Annotated in this window: 20 protein-coding genes and 4 tRNA genes; 22 read left to right on the top strand and 2 right to left on the bottom strand. The window is 60.0% G+C overall.

Annotation, left to right across the window (positions count from 1 at the left end):
• Positions 1 to 5: 5 nt before the first annotated feature.
• The 14 genes from M516_RS0114040 to M516_RS0114105 all read left to right on the top strand — a co-directional run bounded on the left by M516_RS0114040 (position 6) and on the right by M516_RS0114105 (position 16,447).
• Positions 6 to 764, top strand: a complete 759-nt coding sequence (locus tag M516_RS0114040; protein ID WP_029099703.1) for an SDR family oxidoreductase — start codon at positions 6 to 8, stop codon at positions 762 to 764.
• Positions 765 to 784: 20 nt separating this feature from the next.
• Positions 785 to 1,654: an energy-coupling factor transporter ATPase gene (locus M516_RS0114045; RefSeq protein ID WP_029099704.1), complete on the top strand. Its 870-nt coding sequence runs from the start codon at positions 785 to 787 to the stop codon at positions 1,652 to 1,654.
• A complete protein-coding gene (locus M516_RS0114050; RefSeq protein WP_029099705.1) occupies positions 1,651 to 2,511 on the top strand; it encodes an energy-coupling factor transporter ATPase in 861 nt (286 codons plus the stop codon). The genes M516_RS0114045 and M516_RS0114050 overlap by 4 nt, the downstream gene beginning before the upstream one ends.
• Positions 2,512 to 2,523: 12 nt before the next feature.
• Positions 2,524 to 3,360: an energy-coupling factor transporter transmembrane component T family protein gene (locus M516_RS0114055; RefSeq protein WP_029099706.1), complete on the top strand. Its 837-nt coding sequence runs from the start codon at positions 2,524 to 2,526 to the stop codon at positions 3,358 to 3,360.
• 60 nt (positions 3,361 to 3,420) lie between these two features.
• Positions 3,421 to 3,978, top strand: a complete 558-nt coding sequence (locus M516_RS0114060) for an ECF transporter S component (RefSeq protein WP_029099707.1) — start codon at positions 3,421 to 3,423, stop codon at positions 3,976 to 3,978.
• Positions 3,979 to 4,130: 152 nt separating this feature from the next.
• Positions 4,131 to 5,348, top strand: coding sequence for a M20 family metallopeptidase (locus M516_RS0114065; protein ID WP_029099708.1), 1,218 nt, complete (start codon positions 4,131 to 4,133; stop codon positions 5,346 to 5,348).
• A gap of 22 nt (positions 5,349 to 5,370) precedes the next feature.
• Positions 5,371 to 6,693, top strand: a complete 1,323-nt coding sequence (locus M516_RS23490; protein ID WP_035289735.1) for an MFS transporter — start codon at positions 5,371 to 5,373, stop codon at positions 6,691 to 6,693.
• 118 nt (positions 6,694 to 6,811) lie between these two features.
• The gene (locus tag M516_RS0114075) at positions 6,812 to 8,593 is read left to right on the top strand and encodes a M3 family oligoendopeptidase (protein WP_029099709.1); all 1,782 of its coding nucleotides are present in this window, start codon (positions 6,812 to 6,814) and stop codon (positions 8,591 to 8,593) included.
• 102 nt (positions 8,594 to 8,695) lie between these two features.
• Positions 8,696 to 8,914 carry a hypothetical protein gene (locus tag M516_RS0114080; RefSeq protein WP_029099710.1) on the top strand — a complete coding sequence of 73 codons (219 nt, stop codon included), beginning with the start codon at positions 8,696 to 8,698 and terminating at the stop codon, positions 8,912 to 8,914.
• Positions 8,915 to 9,262: 348 nt separating this feature from the next.
• Positions 9,263 to 11,482, top strand: a complete 2,220-nt coding sequence (locus M516_RS0114085; RefSeq protein WP_029099711.1) for a hypothetical protein — start codon at positions 9,263 to 9,265, stop codon at positions 11,480 to 11,482.
• A gap of 37 nt (positions 11,483 to 11,519) precedes the next feature.
• The gene (locus tag M516_RS0114090; RefSeq protein ID WP_029099712.1) at positions 11,520 to 12,686 is read left to right on the top strand and encodes a HEAT repeat domain-containing protein; all 1,167 of its coding nucleotides are present in this window, start codon (positions 11,520 to 11,522) and stop codon (positions 12,684 to 12,686) included.
• A 115-nt stretch (positions 12,687 to 12,801) separates the two neighbouring features.
• On the top strand, positions 12,802 to 14,217 hold the full coding sequence (locus tag M516_RS0114095) for a glycosyltransferase family 2 protein (protein WP_029099713.1): 1,416 nt from the start codon (positions 12,802 to 12,804) through the stop codon (positions 14,215 to 14,217).
• Between the two features lie 24 nt (positions 14,218 to 14,241).
• Positions 14,242 to 15,060 (top strand): response regulator transcription factor, encoded by an 819-nt coding sequence (locus tag M516_RS0114100; RefSeq protein ID WP_081656545.1) that lies wholly within the window; start codon positions 14,242 to 14,244, stop codon positions 15,058 to 15,060.
• A 28-nt stretch (positions 15,061 to 15,088) separates the two neighbouring features.
• A complete protein-coding gene (locus tag M516_RS0114105) occupies positions 15,089 to 16,447 on the top strand; it encodes a nucleotide sugar dehydrogenase (protein ID WP_029099715.1) in 1,359 nt (452 codons plus the stop codon).
• On the opposite strand, the gene M516_RS0114110 is transcribed toward M516_RS0114105, so the two are convergent.
• Entirely contained in the window at positions 16,444 to 17,382 is a 939-nt protein-coding gene (locus M516_RS0114110; RefSeq protein WP_029099716.1) for a hypothetical protein, read from the bottom strand. The genes M516_RS0114105 and M516_RS0114110 overlap by 4 nt on opposite strands.
• A gap of 216 nt (positions 17,383 to 17,598) precedes the next feature.
• A complete protein-coding gene (locus M516_RS0114115) occupies positions 17,599 to 18,540 on the bottom strand; it encodes a C40 family peptidase (RefSeq protein ID WP_029099717.1) in 942 nt (313 codons plus the stop codon).
• Between the two features lie 187 nt (positions 18,541 to 18,727).
• Here M516_RS0114115 and M516_RS0114120 point away from each other — a divergent pair.
• The 8 genes from M516_RS0114120 to M516_RS0114155 all read left to right on the top strand — a co-directional run bounded on the left by M516_RS0114120 (position 18,728) and on the right by M516_RS0114155 (position 22,813).
• A tRNA-Asp gene (locus M516_RS0114120) sits at positions 18,728 to 18,804 on the top strand.
• Between the two features lie 32 nt (positions 18,805 to 18,836).
• A tRNA-Thr gene (locus tag M516_RS0114125) sits at positions 18,837 to 18,912 on the top strand.
• 12 nt (positions 18,913 to 18,924) lie between these two features.
• Positions 18,925 to 19,011 (top strand) — tRNA-Leu (locus M516_RS0114130).
• Positions 19,012 to 19,113: 102 nt separating this feature from the next.
• Positions 19,114 to 19,200: transfer RNA gene (locus M516_RS0114135), tRNA-Leu, on the top strand.
• Positions 19,201 to 19,538: 338 nt separating this feature from the next.
• Positions 19,539 to 19,988 (top strand): MarR family winged helix-turn-helix transcriptional regulator, encoded by a 450-nt coding sequence (locus tag M516_RS0114140; protein ID WP_029099718.1) that lies wholly within the window; start codon positions 19,539 to 19,541, stop codon positions 19,986 to 19,988.
• 122 nt (positions 19,989 to 20,110) lie between these two features.
• Positions 20,111 to 21,361 (top strand): multidrug effflux MFS transporter, encoded by a 1,251-nt coding sequence (locus M516_RS0114145; RefSeq protein WP_029099719.1) that lies wholly within the window; start codon positions 20,111 to 20,113, stop codon positions 21,359 to 21,361.
• Between the two features lie 93 nt (positions 21,362 to 21,454).
• The gene (locus tag M516_RS0114150) at positions 21,455 to 22,090 is read left to right on the top strand and encodes a DsbA family oxidoreductase (protein ID WP_029099720.1); all 636 of its coding nucleotides are present in this window, start codon (positions 21,455 to 21,457) and stop codon (positions 22,088 to 22,090) included.
• 189 nt (positions 22,091 to 22,279) lie between these two features.
• Positions 22,280 to 22,813: a hypothetical protein gene (locus M516_RS0114155; protein ID WP_029099721.1), complete on the top strand. Its 534-nt coding sequence runs from the start codon at positions 22,280 to 22,282 to the stop codon at positions 22,811 to 22,813.
• Positions 22,814 to 22,831 lie beyond the last annotated feature (18 nt).

A 22,831-nucleotide genomic window follows, 5' to 3' on the forward strand; every position in this document is an offset into this window, starting at 1 on the left:
CGCCGATGATGTTGAGAGACAAGGCGGTTATCGTCACAGGCGGCGGTTCCGGCATGGGAAAAGCGATTTGCCGCCAGTTTGCGCGGGAGGGGGCGCGGGTGGCCGTCGTCGATTGGAACGAGGAAGCCGCTCGGGCGACAGCCGAAGCGTGCGGTTCCGACGCTTGGGCGGTCCCGGCCAACGTGGCCGTCGACGCCGATGTGAAGGCGGCGGTGGAGCAGACGGTCCAACGCTTCGGCACCGTTGACACCGTCGTCAACTGCGCCGGGGTGCCGATGGCCTTTACCCCGGTCGAGGAGGTGTCGGAAGAACAGTGGCAGCGGATCATGGATGTCAATGTCAAGTCCATCTACCTGACGGCCAGGTACGCCGTTCCCGTCATGAAACAGCAGGGAAGCGGCGCGATCCTCAACATCTGTTCGATCGCCGGCATCCGCGCCCGCCCGGGACTAAACGCGTACTGCGCCTCGAAGGGAGCGGCGATCATGCTGACCAAGGCGCTGGCGATCGAACTGGCTCCCTACAAGATTCGCGTGAACGGCATCAACCCCGGTCCGGCGGAGACGCCGATGCTGCGCAAATTCATGAGCGGGGATGCGGAGAAAATCTCCAGGGACACGCAGGAGATCTTTGTAAGCAGCGTCCCGCTCGGCAGCCTGATCCAGCCGGACGACATCGCCCACGCCGCGCTCTATCTGTGCAGCGACTTGTCCCGGATGGTGACCGGCGAGATCGTCAACGTGGACGGCGGGCGGGGAATTTAAGCGCAAAGCGAGGGGAACGCATGACAAACGAGCCGCTCATTCGCGTGGAAAACGTCTCGTTTTCCTATCAGGTGAACCAGGAACAGCACATTCCCGTCCTGCACGGCGTCTCCCTTGAGGTGTACCCGGGCGAACATCTGGCCATTATCGGCCACAACGGCTCGGGAAAATCGACGATCTCCAAGCACCTCAACGGCATTTTGACGCCGCGGGAAGGCGACGTCTGGGTGAACGGCATCAACACCCGGGACAAGAAGCGGATGCACGAGATCCGCAGCCAGGTCGGCATGGTCTTTCAACATCCCGACAACCAGATCGTCGCCACCATCGTGGAGGAGGACGTCGCCTTTGGGCTGGAAAACATCGGCGTGCCGCCGGAGGAAATGAAACAGCGGGTCGATTTTGCCCTGGAGGCCGTCGGGATGAGCGCGTTTCGCCACCGGCCGCCGCACCATCTGTCGGGCGGACAGAAGCAGCGGATCGCCATCGCCGGCGTCCTGGCGATGAAACCGCGGTGCCTGGTGATGGACGAAGCCACCAGCATGCTGGACAGCTGCGGACGGCAGGAGATTCTCGCTGTCGTCCGCAGGCTGCATCGCGAAGGCATGACGATCGTGAACGTGACGCACCACATGTCGGAAGCAGCGGCAGCGGACCGGGTGATCGTGATGGAAGGCGGCCGGATCGCACTGGAGGGCACCCCGCGGGACGTGTTCGCCCAGCACGAGCGGCTGCGGGAGCTCCACTTGGACGTTCCGGACGCCAGCCGGATTGCCGCATGGGTCCACCGGGAAGTGCCGGCCTTTTCTCCCGCGCTGATTCACAACGAGGAAGTGGTGGCGGAAGTGAACAGGCTCACGATCAAACGGGCGGAGGCGAGCGGATCATGAGTCAGCCGATCATCGAGGTGCGCAATCTGTCTCACGTGTACATGCAGAACACTCCGCTGGAGCACCGCGCTCTCACCGACGTGACCATGCAGGTGGCAGCGGGCGAGTGCATCGCCATTATCGGCCACACCGGGTCGGGCAAGTCGACCCTGATTCAGCACTTGAACGGCTTGATCCGTCCCCAGTCCGGCACCGTCATCGTCAACGGGCTGGACGTCTCTCATCCGAAGCTGGACGTGAAGGCGCTCAGGCGTCAGGTGGGCCTCGTGTTTCAAAACCCGGAAGACCAGATTTTCGAGAAGTTGGTGGGCGACGACGTGGCGTACGGCCCGTTCAAGATGGGGCTGCCGCTGGAAGAGGTGCGGCGCCGCGTGCAGTGGGCCATGGAGCTGGTCGGGCTGTCGTTTCAGGAGATGAAAGACAGGCCGACGTTTGCGCTCAGCGGCGGCCAAAAGCGGAAGGTGGCCCTGGCCGGCGTGCTGGCGCTTGCGCCCAAGGTGCTGGTGCTGGACGAACCGACGGCCGGACTTGACCCCCGTTCGCGCAGCGAGTTGTTGGAGCGGATTCGCCGGCTGAACCGGGAGGAAGGCCTGACGGTGATCTTCGTCTCCCACAACATGGAAGAAGTGGCCCGGCTGGCCGACCGCGTCTACGTCATGGCCGACGGGCGGGCCGTCTGCGAGGGCACCCCGCGCGACATCTTCGGCAGCCAGGAGATTCTGCGCGCCCATCGGATCGGAACGCCGGAGAGCGTCGACATCCTCTACCGGCTGCGGGACCAGGGGTATCCGGTCGATGTGGGGGCGTACCGCGTCGAAGAAGCAGCGGACCAAATCGTGACGTTGATCAGGCAGTGAGGAGGGATTCGCATGTCCGCCGAATTTGAACTGACCCGAAACATAACGATCGGCCAGTATCTGCCGACGGGTTCGATTGTGCACCGGCTCGATCCGCGGTTTAAGTTGGCCGCCTTTGTCATCCTCATTCTCGCCATCGCGATCTGCGGCACCTACGTGGGCAACCTGTTCGCTCTCCTTGTCTGCCTGTGGCTGTTTCACCTCGCCAGGATTCCGCTGCGGTACGGCCTGTCCGGGGTGAAGCCGGCCGTTCCGTTCATCCTCATCCTGGCCGTTTTGCAGCTTCTCTTTTACGGGGAAATCGCCCAGGGCGGGACAATCTATCTCCAGTACGGGGTTGTGACCATTTCCAGCGAAAGCGTGCGGTTGGTGATCGTGTCGGCGATGCGGTTCGTGGAGGTGATCTTTCTCTCCAGCGTGCTGACCCTCAGCACTTCGACGACCGAGCTGACGCACGGGATGGAGCGGCTCCTGAGACCGCTGGAAACAATCCGGTTTCCCGTCCACGCGTTCGCCCTGATCATCACCATCGCGATCCGCTTCGTGCCTACCTTTGCGATGGAAATGGAAAAGATGATGAAAGCCCAGGCGTCGCGCGGCGCCGACTTCGGCACCGGCGAGTGGTGGCGGATCGTCAAGCGGACGAAAGACATGTTCCCGATTCTCATCCCCCTGTTCAACGTGGCCCTGTCCCGCGCGGAGGACCTGATTCTCGCCATGGAGGCGCGCTGCTACACGCCGGGGGCGGCCCGGACGCGTTACGCCCATTACACGGCGCACGGCCGGGATTACGCCGCCGTTGCTGTAAGCGTTGTCATGTCCGCGGTGATGGTGGGAATACCGTGGTAGTGGGGAGTTCACCCTGGACGGGGATTTCCCCAGCAATCGGCATCCAAAGGAGGAAGACGCATGGAAAAGGGCTTGACGGTTCGCAAAATTGTCATCGCGGGTGTGCTTGGGGCCATCGCCATCCTGCTGGGCGTGACGCGGCTCGGCTTCATTCCGGTCCCGACGGCGGCGGGCAGTGCGACGATCATGCACATCCCCGCGGTGATCGGCGGCATTGTGGAAGGATGGGGCGTTGGGTTGGTGATTGGTCTCATTTTCGGTGTCTCTTCATTTTTAAACGCCACCGTCCCGCTGTTTAAAGACCCGCTGGTCGCCATCCTGCCGCGGCTGTTTATCGGGGTCACGGCGTACCTGACGTACGCGGGCCTGCGGCGTGTCAACGAGCATGCGGCGATTGGCCTTGCCGGCTTTGTGGGCTCGATGACGAACACGATCCTGGTGCTCGGGATGGCGGTTGTCCGCGGCTACATGCCGTTCGGCGTCGCCGTCAGCGTAGCGGTGTTTAGCGGCCTTCCGGAAGCGATCGTCTCCGTCATCGTGACGCTGGCCGTCGTGGTGGCGTGGAAGAAAATCGGCTCGGCCGGCAAACAAAAGTCGAAAATTTCAGGAGATTTTTAGCCGAGAGCGGAACCCCTGCCGGTGTGCGTGCATCATGAGGCAGGCGGGAATGCCGGCGGGAGTCGTGGTGCAGGGGAGACGGACGGAAGCGGGCCGGCGGTATGCCGTCCCATCGCCGTATCCGTGCAGAATCTGGAGAGGAGCGAATGTCCATGAACCAAGTCATTTCCTTTGTCGATGAGCAGGAAGTCGTTCGCCTGACGCAGGAGCTGGTGCGCATCCCGAGCGTGTATCGGCCCGGTCAGCCGGACGGCAACGAAGAGCGGGTCGCCCAATTTGTCGCCGATACCCTGCAGGAGATGGGACTTCAGGTGTTTTACGAGGAAGTGGTGCCGGGGCGGCCCAACGTGATCGCCTTTTACGATTCCGGCCGTCCGGGCAAAACGCTTCTCTTTGAGGCGCATACGGACGTCGTGACGGAGGGGGACCGCGACGCGTGGAGCTACGACCCGTTCGGCGGGCAGATTGCAGGCGGCCGCATCTACGGCCGGGGCACCTGCGACACCAAAGGCAACCTGGCGGCGGCAATCTGCGCCGTCAAGGCGATTCAGCGTTCCGCCATCCCGTTTCCGGGAAAAATCCTGCTCTGCATCCCCTGCGACGAAGAAGGCATGATGATCGGGATCAAGGATTTCATCCGCCGCGGGTGGGCGGAGGGCGTGGATGCCGCGATCATCTGCGAGCCGGAGGAAAACCAGCTCTGCGTCACGCAGAAGGGAGCGATGCGGGCCATCCTGCGGACCTACGGCAAAATGGCCCACGGCGCCATGCCGCTGACCGGGGTGAATCCCAACACCCGCATGGCCCGGGCGATACTCGCGCTGGAGGAGCTGGAACAGAGAGAGTGTGCCCGGCTGGGGCAGCATCCCATGCTCGGATGGCCCAGCATCACGCCGACGATTTTGCAGGCCCCTGTCAATGGGGAACCGCAGATCAACGTCGTTCCCGACCAGTGCATGACCACGCTGGACATCCGCACGGTGCCCGGTCAGGATCACGACGCGCTGCGCCGGGAGATGAACGCCATTCTGGAGCAGTTGGCGCGCGAGGACGACCAGTTCAAGGCCGTGCTGGACGTGATCGAGGAACGTCCCTGGACGCTGACGCCGATGGAGGCGGATGTGGTGCAGGCGGCAGCGGCGGCATACCGGGAAGTGGCGAAAAAGGAACCGGTTTTCAACGGAGTGCCCGGCGCCACCGACGGGACGTTTCTGCACAAGGCCGGCATCCCGATCCTGACCACCGGCGCAGGGGACCGGCACATCCCGCACCACGCCGACGAGTACGTGGAGATCACACAGCTCGTGGAAGCGACCCAACTGTTCGCCCTGTCCGCGCTAACCTATCTGACGCAGCCGGTTCACGCCTGAAGAGAGGAAAGGAGGAATCCCAATGAACCAGGAACAAGCCGTGCAGCCATCCGTCGGCGAGCGAACCGTCCGCAAGGTGATGCGGCGAATCATCCCCTTTATTTTTCTCCTCTACATCGTCGCGTTTCTGGACAGGGTCAACCTGGGCTACGCCGCCCTGGAGATGAACCAGGCGCTGGGATTGACGGCCGAGGTGTTCGGTCTCGTGTCCGGCATCTTTTTCATCGGGTACTTTCTGTTTGAAATTCCCAGCAATATCCTGATGCACCGGATCGGCGCCCGCATCTGGATCGCCCGCATCATCGTGAGCTGGGGGCTGGTCGTGATCGTCACGGCATGGGCGCAGAACGCCGTGCACCTCTACCTTCTCCGCTTTCTTCTGGGCGTGGCGGAGGCGGGCTTTTTCCCCGGGATCATCCTCTACATTACCTACTGGTTTCGGGCGCGGGAGCAGGCACGTGCGTTTGCCTTGTTCATGACCGCGCTGGCCGCCTCCAACATCGTCGGGGCCCCGGTCTCCACCTGGATCATGGACCACATCAACTGGTTCGGCATGCCGGGATGGCGCTGGATGTTCATCCTGGAGGGCATCCCGGCAGTCATCTGCGGCGTCGTCACCTATTTCTACCTGACGGACCGTCCCGATGACGCGCACTGGCTGACCGCGGAAGAGAAGCAGTGGCTCAAAGCGGAACTGGCCCGCGAACAGAAGGCCAAACAGGCCCGCAAGCGGTATACGACCAAAGAAGTGCTGGCCAATCCGCGCGTGTGGCACCTGGCCCTGATCTACCTCACATTGGTCGTGGGGCTGTATGGAATCGGTTTCTGGATGCCGACGATCATCAAGCTGCTCTCCAGCAAGCTGACCAATACGCAGGTGGGACTGGTCACGATGATCCCCTATGTGATCGGCGGATTGGCGATGATTGTGTGGGCCCGCCGCTCGGACCGGACGGGGGAACGGCGGATGCACGCGGCCATCCCGCCGGCGGTGGGAGCGATCGGATTGATCGTGTGCGCCTTTACCGACGATCCGTACCTGTCCGTCCTCATGATGGGGGTGGTGACGGCCGGGATTTACAGCTTTTTTGGGCCGTTCTGGGCGCTGCCCGCGCTGTTTCTCAGCGAGGAGGCGGCGGCCGTGGGCATCGCGCTGATCAACTCCATCGGCAACCTGGGCGGTTTTCTCGGCCCCTATGCGCTCGGGTATCTGAAGGAAGCGACGGGCAGCGTTACAGCCGGCTTGTTTTTTCTCAGCGGATTTCTGATCCTCTGCTCCCTGCTGACGCTGGCGATCAACCGGCAGACCTTGGCGCAGCATCCCGAGGAAGACATCAACATGTAAGCGCGGCCCCCTACCCGGGATCAGGGTAGGGGGTTCCTTTTGGCAAAAACTTGCTCACTCCATAAGATTTTTTTTACAATAAGGAAGTGGTTGATCAAGAAGAAGGAGGCACGCGCTTATGGACATGCGCTGGAATTTGGACGTGTTGTACCCGTCCTTCGATTCCCCGGAACTGCAAAAAGATTGGGACAAATTGTGCAGCGAAATGAAGGAACTGAAGGCGTGGAGCAAAGAACACCTGCACGGGCAGAATGACGCGGTTGAAAAAATGGAGACGTACATAACCAAACTCACGTCCGTGCTGCAAACGCAGTCCCGCCTGTACAGCTACGCGGAGCTGACCGCAAGCGTTGACGCGAAAAACGAACGCGCCCTGCAGTTGGTGGAACGGATTCAGGAGCAGGCGGTGGAACTGGTGGAGCCGGGCGTCCTGTTTCAACAATGGTTGGGAGCGCTTTCCGGCCTGGACAGCCTGATCAGCCAGTCTCCGCTGCTGGAAACGCACCGGTTCTTCCTCACCGAGACGGCGGAAAAGGCGAAGTACATGCTGAGCGAAAAGGAAGAAATCATCCTGGCGAAGATGAAAAACACCGGCTCCAACGCCTGGGCAAAGCTGCAGGAGCTGCTCACCTCCACGCTGCTGGTGGACATTACCGTGGACGGCGAAGCGAAACAGCTTCCGCTGACGGTCGTGCGCAACATGGCCTACGAAAAAGACCCGCAGGTGCGCAGGACGGCGTATGAGGCGGAACTGGCCGCCTACAAGAAAATCGAGGAATCGTCCGCAGCCTGCCTGAACGGCATCAAGGGAGAGGTGATCACCACCGTCAAACTGCGCGGCTACCAATCGGCTCTCGACAAAACGCTGCAGGACTCCCGCATGGACAAGGAAACGCTGGACGCGATGCTGACTGCGATGCGCGAAAGCCTGCCCGTCTTTCACAAGTACTACCGGACGAAAGCGAAGCTGTTGGGCCACGCGAACGGGCTGCCGTTCTACGATCTGTTCGCGCCCGTGGGAGAAGCGGACATGCGGTTTACCTATCAGGAGGCGCGGGACTTTATCGTCAAACACTTTGGCAGCTTCAGCGAAAAGCTGGCCAACTATGCCGCGCGCGCGTTTGACAACCGCTGGATTGACGCCGAACCGCGCGAAGGCAAACGGGGCGGCGCGTTCTGCTACAACCTGCACGTCGTTAAAGAAAGCCGGATCATGTCCAACTTTACCGGCTCGTACAACGACGTGAGCACGCTGGCCCACGAACTGGGACACGGCTATCACGGCGAGTGCCTGGTGGACGAAGCGTTTTTGAACAGCGACTACCCGCTGCCGATCGCGGAGACGGCCTCCATCTTCTGCGAGACAATCATCGCCAAAGCGGCGCTTCAGCAGGCGACGGAGGAAGAGGCGTTTGCCATTTTGGAAAATGACATCTCCGGCGCGGGACAGGTAATCGTCGACATCTACAGCCGCTACCTGTTTGAGTCAGAGCTGTTCAAGCGCCGCGAAAACGGTTCGCTTCCCGTCAGCGAGTTGAAGGCGATCATGCTGCAGGCGCAAAAAGAGGCGTACGGCGACGGGCTGGACCACGAATTCCTGCACCCGTACATGTGGGTGTGCAAGCCGCACTACTACTACGCCGATTACAATTTCTACAACTTCCCGTACGCCTTTGGCCTCCTGTTTGCCAAGGGGCTGTACGCCGAGTACCTGAAGCGCGGCGCCTCGTTTGTCGAACAATACGATCAACTGCTTGCGGTCACCGGCAAGATGAACATTGCCGACGTCGCCGCCATCATGGACGTGGACGTCCGGTCCGCCGACTTCTGGCGCGGCTCGCTTGCCTTGATCGCGGAAGATGTCGAAACGTTCGTCTCCCTGGCCGCGTCCCGCAGCTAACCGATGTGCCCAAGAGCCCGACGAAAACCGTCGGGCTTTTTCGCGTGCGTATAGCCAGCCGGTCGGGTGGAGACGATATGAAAAAACGGATGAGGTGATATTGTGGTGAACGGATTGCAGTTGCTCGATCTGCTGCGGGAAACGGAAAACAAGATGCTCCATTTACATAGAGCCATCGACAGGATTACCAACGAACCCGACTTCAAGGAGTCGGTCAGCGTCTTGACCGAGGTGGTGCGGGATTACCAGATGCAGTTGGATAAAATGAAACAGGCCTTGGGCAAAATCGAGATTGGTCAGCAGCACACCACCCAACAGTAGACCCAGCCTTGCTGTAAAGAAAATGTAAAAAAACAGCCTTCCATGCAAAGTGGAAGGCTGTTTTTTTGGGAGCAACATACCAATTTTTTCAAGTAACTTGGACCTACGTCATGGTTTACACATCCTGCCATCCCATTTCTTTTGTCCATATGTCTCCCAAAAGGTTGCAGGACTGGCTGATGAATTCTCTGGGAATAAGGGCACGAAATTGGAATTGTATTACATTTTCTTTACAAAACAGGTGTTCGTGAAGCAGGAAACTGCGACTATGGCCCGTGTGGAATTTCCTGCCGTATAATGACCGACAGGCGTGTCAATCCGAGTAAAACGTGATCGGGGAGTGTCGAGATGGAGAAGGCAGGGATTCGCAAACGAATCAGGTGGCTGCTCCTCGCGGGATTCGCCGGCGTCGCGATCGGCTATGCCATGTGGATGTTTCCCACGTCTGCCCAGGTTGAGACGGGGCAAACGGCGGAGGGGCACCATTTGAAATTCCGCACGCACGGCGAGCAGCTTCAGATGTACAAAGACAGCGCGTGGAAACCCTACTTCGTCAAAGGGATCAACTTGGGGGCTTCCCTGCCGGGGCACTATCCTGGCGAGCTGCCGATCCAAAAGGAAGACTACGAACGCTGGTTCGGCATGATGCACGAATTGGGTGTCAGAGCCGTGCGGATCTACACCATCCATCAGCCGGTCTTCTACGAGGCACTGGTGGAGTTCAACCGGAAGCACGCCGATGATCCGCTCTACCTGATTCAGGGAATCTGGTCGCCGGAAGAAGCGCTGATCGAAAAGAAGGACGCGTTTTTGCCGGAGATCAAGACCGAGTTTCGCCAGGAGATCGAATACGCCGTCGGAGCGGTGTACGGGGACATCGAGATTCCCGAGCGGCAGGGCAAAGCAAGCGGTACATACACGGCCAATGCCGGTCCGTACCTGTTGGGCTGGCATGTCGGCACCGAGTGGGACCCGGAAATGGTGAGCCAGACAAACCGGGTGCGCAAACAGGAACCGATGTATCACGGGCGTCACTTTCAGGCCGCTCCCGCAGCCACGCCGTTTGAAAGCTGGCTGGCGGAGATGCTGGATTATACGGCGCAGTTGGAGGCCAAACGGGGCTGGCAGCATCCGGTGACGTTTACCAACTGGGTCACCACCGATCCGCTCTCCCATCCGGGCGAGCCGATCATTCACGAGGACATGGTCAGTGTCGATCCGACGCATATCCGGACCGTCAACTGGGAGGCGGGCTTCTTCGCCGCCTATCACGTCTATCCGTATTATCCCGACTTTTTCCGCTTTGATCCGGCGTTGAGGACGGTGAAAAACGAGCGCGGCGAGGTCGATCCGTACAAAGCCTACCTCAGGCAGTTGAAATCTCACCACAGGGGGATGCCTGTCATGGTTACCGAATTTGGCGTTCCCTCTTCCTTGGGAGTCGCGCACCTCGGCCCCTTGGGGCGCGACCAGGGCGGACACGACGAGCGCGAGCAAGGACGCATCAATGCGGAACTGCTTCAGGAGATATACGCCGAGGGGTATTCGGGCGCCATTCTGTTCGCCTGGCAGGACGAATGGTTCAAACGGACGTGGAACACCATGCGGTTCGAGATCCCGGAAGACCGGCGCGCCTACTGGAAAAACGAACTGACCAACGAATCGTTCTTCGGACTGTTGGCGATGGACGCCGGCAAGGAGGATGACCTGGTCATAGACGGGAAGGCGGACGATTGGGACAGGCTGCCGGCGGAGGAAAAGCGCAGGATCCCGGCACACATGCCCGGATTCCGCGACATCTGGATGACGCATGACGAAGCGTACGTCTACCTGCTGGCCCGGTTGGACGGTGCGTTCCAGCCGGAGAAGGAAACGGTGTACATCGGCTTTGACACCATTCCGGGCGGCAACCGGCAGTCCGGCGAACTTCCCGGACTGTCGCTGGACGAAGGCCTGGAGGCGCTCGCGGTGTTGGGAACCGAGCAGGAAAGCCAGGTCAAACTGGCGGCCCAGTACGATTTTCACCGCCGACTGTACGGGGAGCGGTTCGGGATGATCAACGTCCCGGAGGAGGAGCGCCGAGACAATTCCGGCCTGTTTACGCCGGTGAAGCTGGCGGTCAGCCTGGAGATGTCGCCCCCGGATACGAAGCAGGTCCATCCGTTTGAGGAGGTGGTGGTAGGAAAGCTGCGTCGGGGGACGACCGCTGTTGGAAAAGAAGGCTACAGCTCGCAGGCACACTGGCAGGTCAACGGTGAGTGGTTGGAAGTGCGCATTCCCTGGATGCTGCTGGGATTTACCGATCCGAGCACGAAACACGTCCTGAGCTATGGAGACGGCAAAACCAAGTCGTTTACCGCCGTCGCAACCGAAGGGATTCGCATCATTGGCCTGCGGGGGGAAAAAGCGTCCGGACGGCTCCGCGGAGTGGGCGACACCGTTGTGCCGCTCTCGACATGGGAGCGGTATACCTGGCGGGATTGGGAGCAGCCGCAGTTTTCGGAACGAAAAAAGGAGAGCTATTCGATCTACCAGAAAGCGCTGCAGACCATTCCGGCCTACCGCTAGTGGTCAAGTCAGAGGAGAGGAGAGGAGTGCGAGAAGCATGTTTCAACATCTGCAGATCGCATACGGGTTTATCTGCGTCGCATCCGCACTGATTGTCAGCGGGGTGGTCCTCCTGCTCGTGATCAAGTGGCGAAACCTGCGAATGGCCCGCATGAAAGACGAAGCACGAAAAAAGCAGCAGGACTATGTTGCGTACGTCATCGCCCATCTCGATGCGGACGAGGAGTTGAAACTCCCGGTCGGTCCGCTCGGCAAGTGGGACCTGGCCGTGCTGGAAGAGCAGTTGATCGAGCTGGCCGAGCGCGTCAAAGGAAAGCATCGCGAGCGTCTGGCCGAGCTGTTTGAGCGGCTGGGGCTGCCGGAAAAAGAACTGGCCCGTCTCACCCGTTCGTTTGGCGTAAACCGCTTGGACGCCGCCTACAAACTGGGGGCGATGGGCTGCAGCCAGGCCGCTCCCGCGCTGTTGTCGGTCCTGAAAACGGAGCGGGACGAACCGGGGCGCTTTATCATCGCCCGAGCGATCGCCCGCTGCGCCCGGGATACGGCGGACCTGCGCGAAATGGTCGCGCACATGGTCGCCCTTTCTCCGGAATCGCCCCGGCTTTTGGCCGAGATCCTGTGCGAGTCGGCCGTCGATCCCGCGCCGCTGATGCGGGAGTGGATCGAGCATTCCGATTGGCGGCTGGTGCTGGTTGCGATGGCCGGGATGCCGTCCACGGCTGACCGGGAGCTGATCGGCAGCTTGTGGAAGCTGATCGGAGCGGACGAGAAAGAGGTCCGCATCAACGCGGCCAAGCTTCTGCTCCGGACGGGGGATTGGGTGACGCCGCAGCAGGTGGAATCGCTCATCAAGCACCCGGATTGGGAGATCAGATCGCTCACGGCCAAGTCGATCGGCAGATGGGCGGACGACAGCTATGTGCCGCTGCTCAGCCGGTCCATTGACGACGAGAACTGGTGGGTGCGGTACAATGCCGCCCGCAGCCTGGCCAAACTGGGCGACGACGGATTCCGTGCCCTGTGCGAGATCGCCTCGCAGGCGAAGCAAAAAGAAATCGCCGACCTGGCCATGCAAAATATCCAGGACGCGCTCCGCGACGAGAGCACCGGCAGCGGTCAGGCTGGTGCCGCGGGAGCCAAAACCAAGCATGCCATGTACCACTCTTATTTCAACACGCAGCGGGCGGGCCATATGACGGGATAGGCGTGGAGTACTTCCCCGAGAAGGGAGATTGCAGCACGAACAACTTCCGTGACAGAAGGACAGCTTCATCGGAAGGTCTACGATTGAGGTTTTCTTCGGAGGGAAAGGAGGAATTATGCGCGATCTGTTGCTGGGTTACGGGTTGTTTGCCATGTACTACGTCTTGGTGGTCAACTCGATTTACCTGCTGATTACCATCTTCTCGCATCTGAACATCTCGTCGATCATGAAGCGATCCCGGTTTACCCGCTACCAGTCACTTGCCGGATCGGAGCGGGTGCCGCCCGTCTCCATCCTGGTGCCGGCGTACAACGAGGAGCTGACAATTATCGAGAACGTTCGTTCCCTGCTGGCTCTGCATTATCCGCAGTACGAAGTGATCGTGATCAACGACGGGTCCAAGGACGAGACGCTGCAGGTGCTGATCCGCGAGTTCGGATTAATCCGGCAGCCGCACGCCCGGATCCGCAACGTGGTGCATTCGTCGCCCGTCAACGGGATTTATCACAACCCGCAGTACCCGCAGCTCTATGTCATCGACAAGGAAAACGGCGGCAAGGCGGACTCGCTCAACGCAGGCATCAACTTGTCCCACTATCCGCTGATCGCGTCGATTGATGCCGATTCCTTGCTGGAAAAAGACGCGCTCATCCGGATGGCGCAGGTGTACATGGAAAATCCGGAAGAGACCGTCGCCATCGGCGGCAACGTGCGCATCGCCAACGGCTGCCTGATCGAGGACGGCATCGTCAAGGAAGTGAAACTGCCCGACAAACTGCTGCCGATGTTTCAGACCATCGAATACATGAAGGCCTTTCTCGGCGGCCGGATTGGATGGAGCTCGATCAACGGGCTGATCATCGTGTCGGGGGCGTTCGGCCTCTTCCGCAAAGACTGCGTGATCAAAGTGGGCGGCTACCGCGAAGGGTACCCCGGCGAGGATATGAACATCATCATCAAGCTGCACAAGTACATGCTGGAGAACAAGCAAAAGTACCGTGTTGCCTTTTGTCCCGATGCCGTCTGCTGGACGCAGGCGCCGGACACGTTCCGCATCTTGAGCAGCCAGCGGAAGCGCTGGGGCCGGGGCAACCTGAAAAACATGCTGGAATACCGGCACATGCTGTTCAACCCTAAGTACAAGGTGATGGGCCTGTTGACCATGCCGTACAACGTGCTGTTTGAAACGCTGAATCCCTATTTCAAGCTGACTGGGCTGCTCGCCCTGCTGGGATACAGTTGGATGGACATGACCCATGCCCACATCGTGCTGGTCTTTATGGCGATCAACCTCTTGTTCGGTTACATGCTCACCGTCAGTGCGATTTTGCTGGAAGAGCGGGCGTTCCGCCGCTATCCGAAAATGAGCGACCTCGCCAAACTGTTGGGGTACGGGTTCCTGATGTTTTTCGGGTACTACCAATTGGGAGCGATTTGGCGCCTCCTCGGTCACATTGAGTTTTTCCGCAAGAACAACACGTGGGGTGTCATGACGCGGCAGAGCTGGAAAGTAGAGACGCGACAATCGTGACGCATCTGCAAAGGAGTGGAGAAGATGCCTACAAGCGGTAACCAACGTGTGGCAGAGTCCCGGTTTGCCGAAAAGCTGTCGTATTTTCTGCGGTACTACGAGGCCAGCAACCTGGCGTGCGGTCTGATTGCCGCCCGATGCGAACCAGACGGCGACCCGGAATGGGCCGGGCTGCAGCAGTTGATCCAGGAGCGCGATCCCCAGCGGGCCGTCCAGGTGTTTTACGACGAGCAGTCGAAGGTGCTGTTCCTCTTGCTGGATGGCACATCGCTGGCCGATACGCACTATCTGGCGCTGCAGGTCAAGGAGAGGCTGCGCGATCGCCACCGGCTGCAGGGGCACGTCTGCATCGCCAGCTTTCCCGAAAGCGGCGAATCGTTCGAGGCGTTGTATCAGGAAGTGATCCGGCGGCTGGACCGTGAGGCCGGCGCCGCTGACGGCTTGCAGTTTGTCGTGTGCCAGCCGTCCGTGCGGCCTCACCGCCTGCTGTTGATCGAGAGCGACCCCGTCGTCAGGCAGCTCCTGGCGGTTCGGTTCGCTCGCAGCGGGTACGACGTGCATACCGCGAAGGACGGCGCAGAGGGGATGGAAAAGTACCTGCAGCTGCGTCCCGACCTCGTGATCACGGAACTGACGCTGCCGGTGATGAACGGGTACCAGGTGATCGATTGGCTTCGCGAGCAGCAGGAACCTGACGCGCGATGCAAAATCGTGGTGCTGACGGACAAACGTCTGGAGGATGACATGACCAAATGCTTCCAAAAAGGCGTTGCCGACTATATCACCAAACCGTTTTCCCCCATTGAGCTGGACTGGCGCATCAAGCGTTTGCTGGTCTCCTAGACATACAAAAAAACCGGAGGGATGCCAAGTGGACAGATTTACGGCATTGCAGCAAAAAATTGAAAACAAAACAGCAAAAGTCGGTGTCATCGGATTGGGCTATGTCGGCCTACCGCTTGCCGTCGAGATCGCGAGACACGGGTTCACCGTGTTTGGCATCGATCTGGATCTGAAAAAAATCGAGACGCTGCAGCGGGGAGAGTCGTACATTCGCGACGTACCTGCCGAGTCAGTCCGCCCGTTGGTGGAGGAAGGCCGATTGATCGCCACCGCCGATTACCGCGTATTGAAGGAGTTGGACGCGATCAGCATTTGCGTGCCGACGCCGCTGAGTGAGAATCAGGACCCGGACACGTCCTACATTTCCCGGGTCGTTGACCAGATCAAACACTACGTCCAGAACGGACCGCTGATCACCCTGGAAAGCACCACCTATCCCGGCACCACCGAAGAGCTGATTCAGTGGGAGCTGGAAAAAATGGGCTACCGTGTGGGAACCGACTTTTTCCTGTGCTTCTCGCCGGAGCGGGTGGATCCCGGCAACAGCCGTTTCCAAACCACCAATACGCCGAAGGTCATCGGTGGTACGACCGAGAAATGCCTGGCGCTGGGTGTCCAGTTGTACAGCAACTTCATCGAACACATCGTTCCCGTTTCGTCGACGAAAGTGGCGGAAATGTCGAAGCTGCTGGAAAACACCTTCCGCAGCGTGAACATCGCCTTCATCAACGAGATGGCGCTGATGTGCGAACGGATGGGCATCGACGTGTGGGAGGTCATCAAGGCGTCCTCGACCAAACCGTTCGGATTCATGCCGTTCTATCCCGGCCCGGGCATCGGCGGCCATTGCATTCCGCTGGACCCGATGTACCTGTCGTGGAAGGCGAAAGGGTACCGCTTCTTCAGCAAGTTTATCGACCTGGCCCAATCGATCAACAACGGCATGCCGGATTACGTCGTCTACAAGGCGTCGATCATTCTCAACCGATACGCCAAATCGCTGCGCAACTCGCGCGTCCTGCTGCTGGGAATGGCGTACAAACCGGACATCGACGACCTGCGCGAATCTCCGGGATTGCAGGTGTACGAACTGTTCAAGGACGCAGGGGCGCTGGTCGACTACTACGATCCGCACGCCCACACGTTCAAGGACAAACACGGGCGTGAAGTGAAGAGCGTCGAGTACGACATCCGTGAGTGGAAAAAGTACGACATCATGGTGCTGATCACCAACCACAGCGCGTTTAATTACCGCGAACTGGCCGACCTGGGTGTCGCCATTCTGGATACGCGCAACGCTTTTGACGGCATTCATGCTCCGCATTTATACAAACTGGGCACGTCCATTGCGCCCGTGGAGGCGAAGGAGCCGTCCATGGCGATCTAGTCCTTCGCCGCTTTCCACGAGGCGTAATCGTGGATGGCATGGCCCCCATACGAGGCAAACGGCCGCAGATGCGCGTCAGTTATGGACAACTGGCGCTGCATCTCGGCCTTTCCTTTTTCCGCGAAACTTACCTTGTCGCCTTCGTCCGTGGCGTTGATGCTGACGCCGACCAGCACGGTCTTGTTCCAGGCGGCGGCGGTTTTCAGTTCACTTCGGACATGCGCCAGGATGCCGTCGTCTTCCACCGCCTTGTTGCGGTAGGCCATCAGTGTGACGTGATCAAACTGCCGGATCATCCACGAGCTGAGCTGCCCGGAGGGAGTCTCGCCGGGAACCGCGGGAACGTCATCCAGCCAGAAGGGCAGATCGGCCCCCGCGACCAGATCGCTGCGCTCCTTGATCTGCGCGACGATGCGCTCGGTATTTTCCTTCCATTCGCGGATCACCCGGTCGCGGTCGGTTTTCCACTGCGGAAGCAGGTAAGGCTCGATGTCGAGGTGGATGCCGGTGAAGCTTTCGCTTCTCAGCACGGCATCGTTGTATCCCCGCACCCAATCGACAAACGACTGCAGTTCGTCATAGCGATGCAGAAACGCCCACTCGGGTTGGCCGTTCAGGGCGTGCACGTCGATGCCGAGCGACCGCGCCTTTCGAATGAAGTGCCGGTAGTGGTCGACGGAGACGTCGGACGGCTTTACCTGCAGGTAGAGCAGATTCACACCGTTTTTCTGCAAAAACGAGAGGATCTCGTCCGGTTCGGTCGCGATCCGGCGCGCGTCCCACAGCCACGTCGCCTTGATCAGGCGGCGATCGTCCGTTTGGATCTCAGCCGGTGCGGGAGCATGGGACAGCACGGGAAAAACGAACGGCAGGATGAGGATCGTACTGACGGCAGCGATCCACATGCCGCGCGACGAGGGACGAAACAGTTTCATAACGGCTTCCTCCTGAATGGAATTACTCAGCATAGTTGTACCACAGGTGGGACGGAAAAAAACAAAGCGAAAAGTCTTATTTTTGCTCCTGTTTTTTGCGCGGACGGCAGGCCGGACAAGGACTCGGCCCGTTCGACCCACACCGGCCGCCGGGGTTTTGTGACAAATAAAAAAACGGCAGGGCTTGTGCAAGCCTTGCCGTTTGTCTTGTTCGCGCTACTCGACCCATTCGGTCAGGTAGCGCTTCACTCCGTAAAAGGGGTAGAGCTTGTGCATGTTTTCCACTTTTTCGTAACGGACTTCGTTTCCGTTGGCGTGGACGATGAGGCCGTTGCCCATGTAGAGAGCGACGTGGGAGACGCGCCCTTTGTTCAGCGAGTCGTAGAAGAGCAAATCGCCCGGCATGGCCTGTTCCAGGGGAACGGCTTGTCCACCGGCAAACTGTTCTTCCGACGTGCGCGGCAGCGTGACGCCAAGCTGGTGAAAGACGTAGGCGGTAAAGCCGCTGCAGTCAAATCCGTCCGGCGTCGTTCCCCCAAACACGTAAGGGGTCTTCAGCAGCGGCTGGACAATCGCCTGCAGACGTTCCGCGCCGCGGGTATCAGTGGAAAAAACGGGGAGCGAAGCCGAAGGAGCCGGGGCGGCGGTGTCGCTCAGAAACGAGGAGAAGACATAGGCTTCCGTCGACCCGTAGGCGATTTTGCTCCATTCAGCGCCAGGCTCCAGGATCTGTACGACGGCTCCGAAGGGCAGTTTTCCCACAATCGCGCCGTCGAGGGAAGGCGTTTGACGCACGTTCAGCACATCCGCCGCAACCGTCATGCTCCGGCTGCCCGCAATGTCCGGCGGACGGACGCTGGCATCGCTGCCGGAGGCCGGCGGAACGTCAGACGGCTGTGGGGCTGGCGTTTCGGCGCGGGCCGTTTCGGGAATCGGCAGGTTCAGCTTCTGCCCGATCGCCAGGCGGTCGGACGTCAAGCTGTTCGTCTTCATCAGCGCCTGCACGGTCGTCCGGTGTTCCCGCGCGATTTTGCTCAAGGTGTCTCCGGCCGCCACGACATAGACGGAGGGAGACTCCTGCGCGGCTGCCGGGATCGCCGCTGCCGGCGTCAGGGCCAGGAAGGAGAGGATGGTGAAAAATCGTGCAGTTGGTTTCATCGTCGTTCGTCTCCATCATTCAGCATTTTCCGCGAGTCTCTATGGTAAATTGTAGCGGAATTTGCCTGGTAAATCTATGAAAAAATTTTTCAAAGATCGGCAAAAAAAGTGCTTGCGTTTATCCTTTCGACCGTGCTATATTACAAGAGTCGCTGCACGATGAGAAACAGCAGATGGCAGAGCACACGGAGCTGTGGTGAAGCTGGAGTTCACGCCGGTCTGTCACACCGGAGGTCGCGGGTTCGAGTCCCGTCAGCTCCGCCATCTTTTCCAATAATACGTTCACGTACGGCGACGCCGGTGTAGCTCAATTGGTAGAGCACCTGACTTGTAATCAGGGGGTTGTGGGTTCGATTCCTATCGCCGGCACCACACCATGTACATGCGGTCATGGCGGAATTGGCAGACGCGCTAGATTCAGGTTCTAGTGGTGGCAACACCGTGGAGGTTCAAGTCCTCTTGACCGCACCAACCTTTTTCCCGCATGCGTGACCAGGCCGTTGCACGGGACGCTTCCCCCGGGACAAATTACTCGATTGAAATTGTGAATACCGGCATTACACATCGTACCATGCGGTCGTGGCGGAATTGGCAGACGCGCTAGATTCAGGTTCTAGTGGTGGCAACACCGTGGAGGTTCAAGTCCTCTCGACCGCACCAAACCCATCCCGTACAAGGCGGCGAATGGCACCAGATCAAGTACCGCCGTACGGTTTGAGCATCGCCTTGCCAAGATGAAGAGTGCGGGCGGAAAACCCTGCGTACGCTTCACAACGGATACGAGATACGGCAAAGCCCAAGCGCATTTCGCTTGGGCTTTTTTGATGCGTTCCGGGCGGTCCAAACAGCCGCGGATGCTGTGTGAACGGTCGGGTCATGCCATGGTGACAAAGAAGAGCTGCCGGTCGGATGGTTCCCGTGTATTGACACCCGCTGGCGAATGACGTACATTTTGTTTACTTATCATTAGTCGACTAACTAAAGGAGAGGAAAGCAGCGTGGATTTTCACTACGCCGACGCGTTGACGCATCTGATGGGACACGTGGTCAAACTCTACCGGCACAACGTCGATTTGCTGCTGCAGGATTATGACGTGTTCCCGGGCCAACCCCCTCTCCTGCTGCGGCTTGCTGAGACGGACGGACAAATGCAGAAGGAACTGGCCCGCCGCATCCACGTAAAACCGGCCACGCTCACCGTGATGATCAACCGGATGCAAAAGGCGGGGCTTGTCGAACGCAGGCCGGACCCTCACGATCAGCGCGTGGCGAGAGTCTACCTTACCGAGAAGGGGAGGCGCGCAGCCGACGCGGTAAAGGAAGCGCTGCGCACGATCGAGAACAGGTGCCTGGAGCACTTCAGCCTGGAGGAAAAGCTGTTGTTCCGCCGCTTGCTGAAGCAGATGCTCGACGATTTGGAAGCCTTCCGCAACGAAATCGGCAAATAATTAGCCGGCAAAAAAAATCAGACAGGCTGGCTTTCGCAGCGAGTATGGATGCCGCACGACATCGGCATGCGCGTACTGATGCTGCCGGGCCAAATCCCGCCAGGAAAGGTTTGAATGTCTTCATGAACGATCTGCGAGACGCCGTGGAAGCCGCTTCGCCCGCAGCTTCGCGAACACGCAGGATATGGATGGTGATCGTCCTTGGGGCGCTGTCCGCGTTTGGACCGCTTTCTCTGGACATGTACCTGCCCGGTCTGCCGATGCTGGCCGACGATTTGCACACCAGTACCTCGGTGGCACAGCTAAGCCTGACGGCCTGCCTGCTCGGGCTGTCGCTGGGACAGGTGGTGGCCGGTCCGCTGAGCGATGTACGCGGCCGCCGCCTGCCGCTGATGGCGGGACTGGTCGTCTATGCCGCCGCCTCATTTTTTTGTGCGGCTGCTCCCTCCATCTGGGCGTTGATCCTGCTGCGCTTTCTCCAGGGAGCGGCGGGAGCGGCCGGGATCGTGATTTCCCGCGCGGTCGCCCGGGACCTTTACGCGGGTACGGAACTGACCAGGTTTTTTTCGCTGTTGATGCTGGTCAACGGGGCCGCGCCGATTCTGGCCCCGATTGCCGGCGGCCAACTGCTGCGCGTGACCTCCTGGCACGGGGTGTTCGCGGTCCTCGGTCTCATCGGCGTGGTGATGGTGCTGGTCGTTCGTTTCGGCCTGCCTGAGACGCTGCCGGCCGAACGCCGCTCCAAAGGCGGGGTGAAGAACACCCTGCTCACGTTTGGAAGCCTCGTCAGAGACCGCGGCTTTATGGGGTACGCGCTGACGCAGGGACTTGTGACCGCCGCCATGTTTGCCTATATTGCCGGCTCTCCCTTTGTGCTGCAAAACATCTACGGCGTTACCCCGCAGATGTTCAGCCTCGTTTTTGCCATGAACGGGTTGGGCATCATCATCGCCGGTCAGGTCACCGGGAGATTGGCCGGTCGGGTAAGCGAATCCAGGCTGCTGGTCACCGGGCTGGGCCTCGCTTCGCTGGGCGGCCTTTCCTTACTCGTCGTGTTCATCGTGGGAGCGGGGCTGCCGGCCGTCCTGCCGCCCTTGTTTCTCGTCGTCTCCAGTGTCGGGATCGTCTCCACGACCTGCTTTTCGCTGGCGATGCAGCGTCAAGGGGGATCGGCAGGGAGCGCCTCGGCGCTGTTGGGACTGCTCTCGTTTATCGCCGGCGGCATCGCGGCTCCGATGGTCGGCCTCGGGGGAAGCGGCACGGCCGCGCCGATGGGCATCGTGATTGCGGCGGCCGAGATCGGGGCGCTCCTCTGCTATGCGGTGCTGATCCACCGCCGGAAAGCGGCTGCCTTGGATCGCGGCAGCAGCTAACATCACATATCCACTTACGAAAAATCACCGGCTTACAAAAAGGTTGTGGATCGTGTACAATAACCTCAGGTGGACAGAAGGGAGTTTTTCATCATGATGATCGAAATCTTTCAGGACACGATCTGCCCGTGGTGCCGCATCGGAAAAAAACATCTGTTTGACGCGATTCGGCAGTGGGACGGCGAGCCGGTGACGATCCGTTACCGCGCGTACCAGCTCAATCCGGATACGCCCAAAGCGGGCCTGCCGTTTTGGGAGACGATGGCAGCGATGAAAGGCGGACGCGACGTCGTGCAGCGCATGGTGCAGCACGCCGCCAACGCAGGTGAGGCGGCAGGCGTTCCGTTTCGTTTTGACCGGGTGGAGATGTGGCCCAATACCCATGCGTCCCATACGCTGATCAAGCTGGCGTCGCCTGAACGGGCGACCGACCTGGTGGACGCGGTTTTCCGGGCGTACTTTGAGGAAGGAAAAGACATCGGCAGCCTGGACGTGCTTGCCGCAATCGCCGCCGAGCAGGGGATGGATCCCGAATGGGTCCGCAGCCAGCTCGCGTCCGACGCCAAACGGGAGGAGATTGCCGAAGACCTGGCGTACGCTCGCGAGTTGAACATCACCGGCGTGCCGTTTTTCATCATCGACGGCAAACTGGCGCTGTCTGGCGCCCATCCGGCGGAAAACTTCCTCAAAGCGTTCCGTCAGGCGGCCGGCACGTCGGCACACCGGTAACGATCCAGCAAAGCGCTGCAGCCTGTCCCAAGCAGCCGGCTGTGCCAGCGGGAAATGGAGGCAAACTGTTTTCCTCGAAAACGAATAAACGATACCAGAACGGGAGCGCAGTCGATCAGACGGCCGCCTCCCGTTTTTTGTTTTGGGGCGAGCGCCTCTGACCATACTGTATGACGAGGAGGTGCCGTCATGTTTGTAGAAGTGCGGCAAGAACGGGAACATGTCAGCATTTATGTGATGGGAGAGGAGCTGGTCCGGCATCCGGACGGCTTTTTTCTGCTCCCGGGGAGGCTGGTCGCGGCGTTGGAACCTGCCGATCTGCCGGCGGACATCCGCTTCGTCATGGAGGACCGCCTGCCTTCCGGGCGCGGTTTCTACCGGGAGGATCGCGTCGTGTTTCAGCGCGACCGCGACCCCGCCCGCCTGGTGGTGGAAGTCACCTCGCAATACGATCCGCAGGCGTGGGACGGCTTTTTTCCCCTCCCCGACACGCTTCGGGCACGGCAGAGCGTCGTCGCCGGCCGACGGGATCTGCAGGTGACGGCTCACGAACTGGACGCAGCGGCGGGAATGCTCTCTTACCGGTTTTACTGGCCGGCCGGCGGGGGGCGCGATCTGGAATGCGTGCTGGATTCGCTGTGCGACACGGTCTGCGGCCTGGAGGCTGAGGGCAATGCCCGGCTCTGGTACGGAGCCGGATGGGGAAGCGGGGAACCGCAGTAGCTGTCCGACCAAAAATTG

Origin of the sequence: Brevibacillus thermoruber 423 (assembly GCF_000454065.1) — a bacterium.
Lineage (GTDB): Bacteria > Bacillota > Bacilli > Brevibacillales > Brevibacillaceae > Brevibacillus > Brevibacillus thermoruber.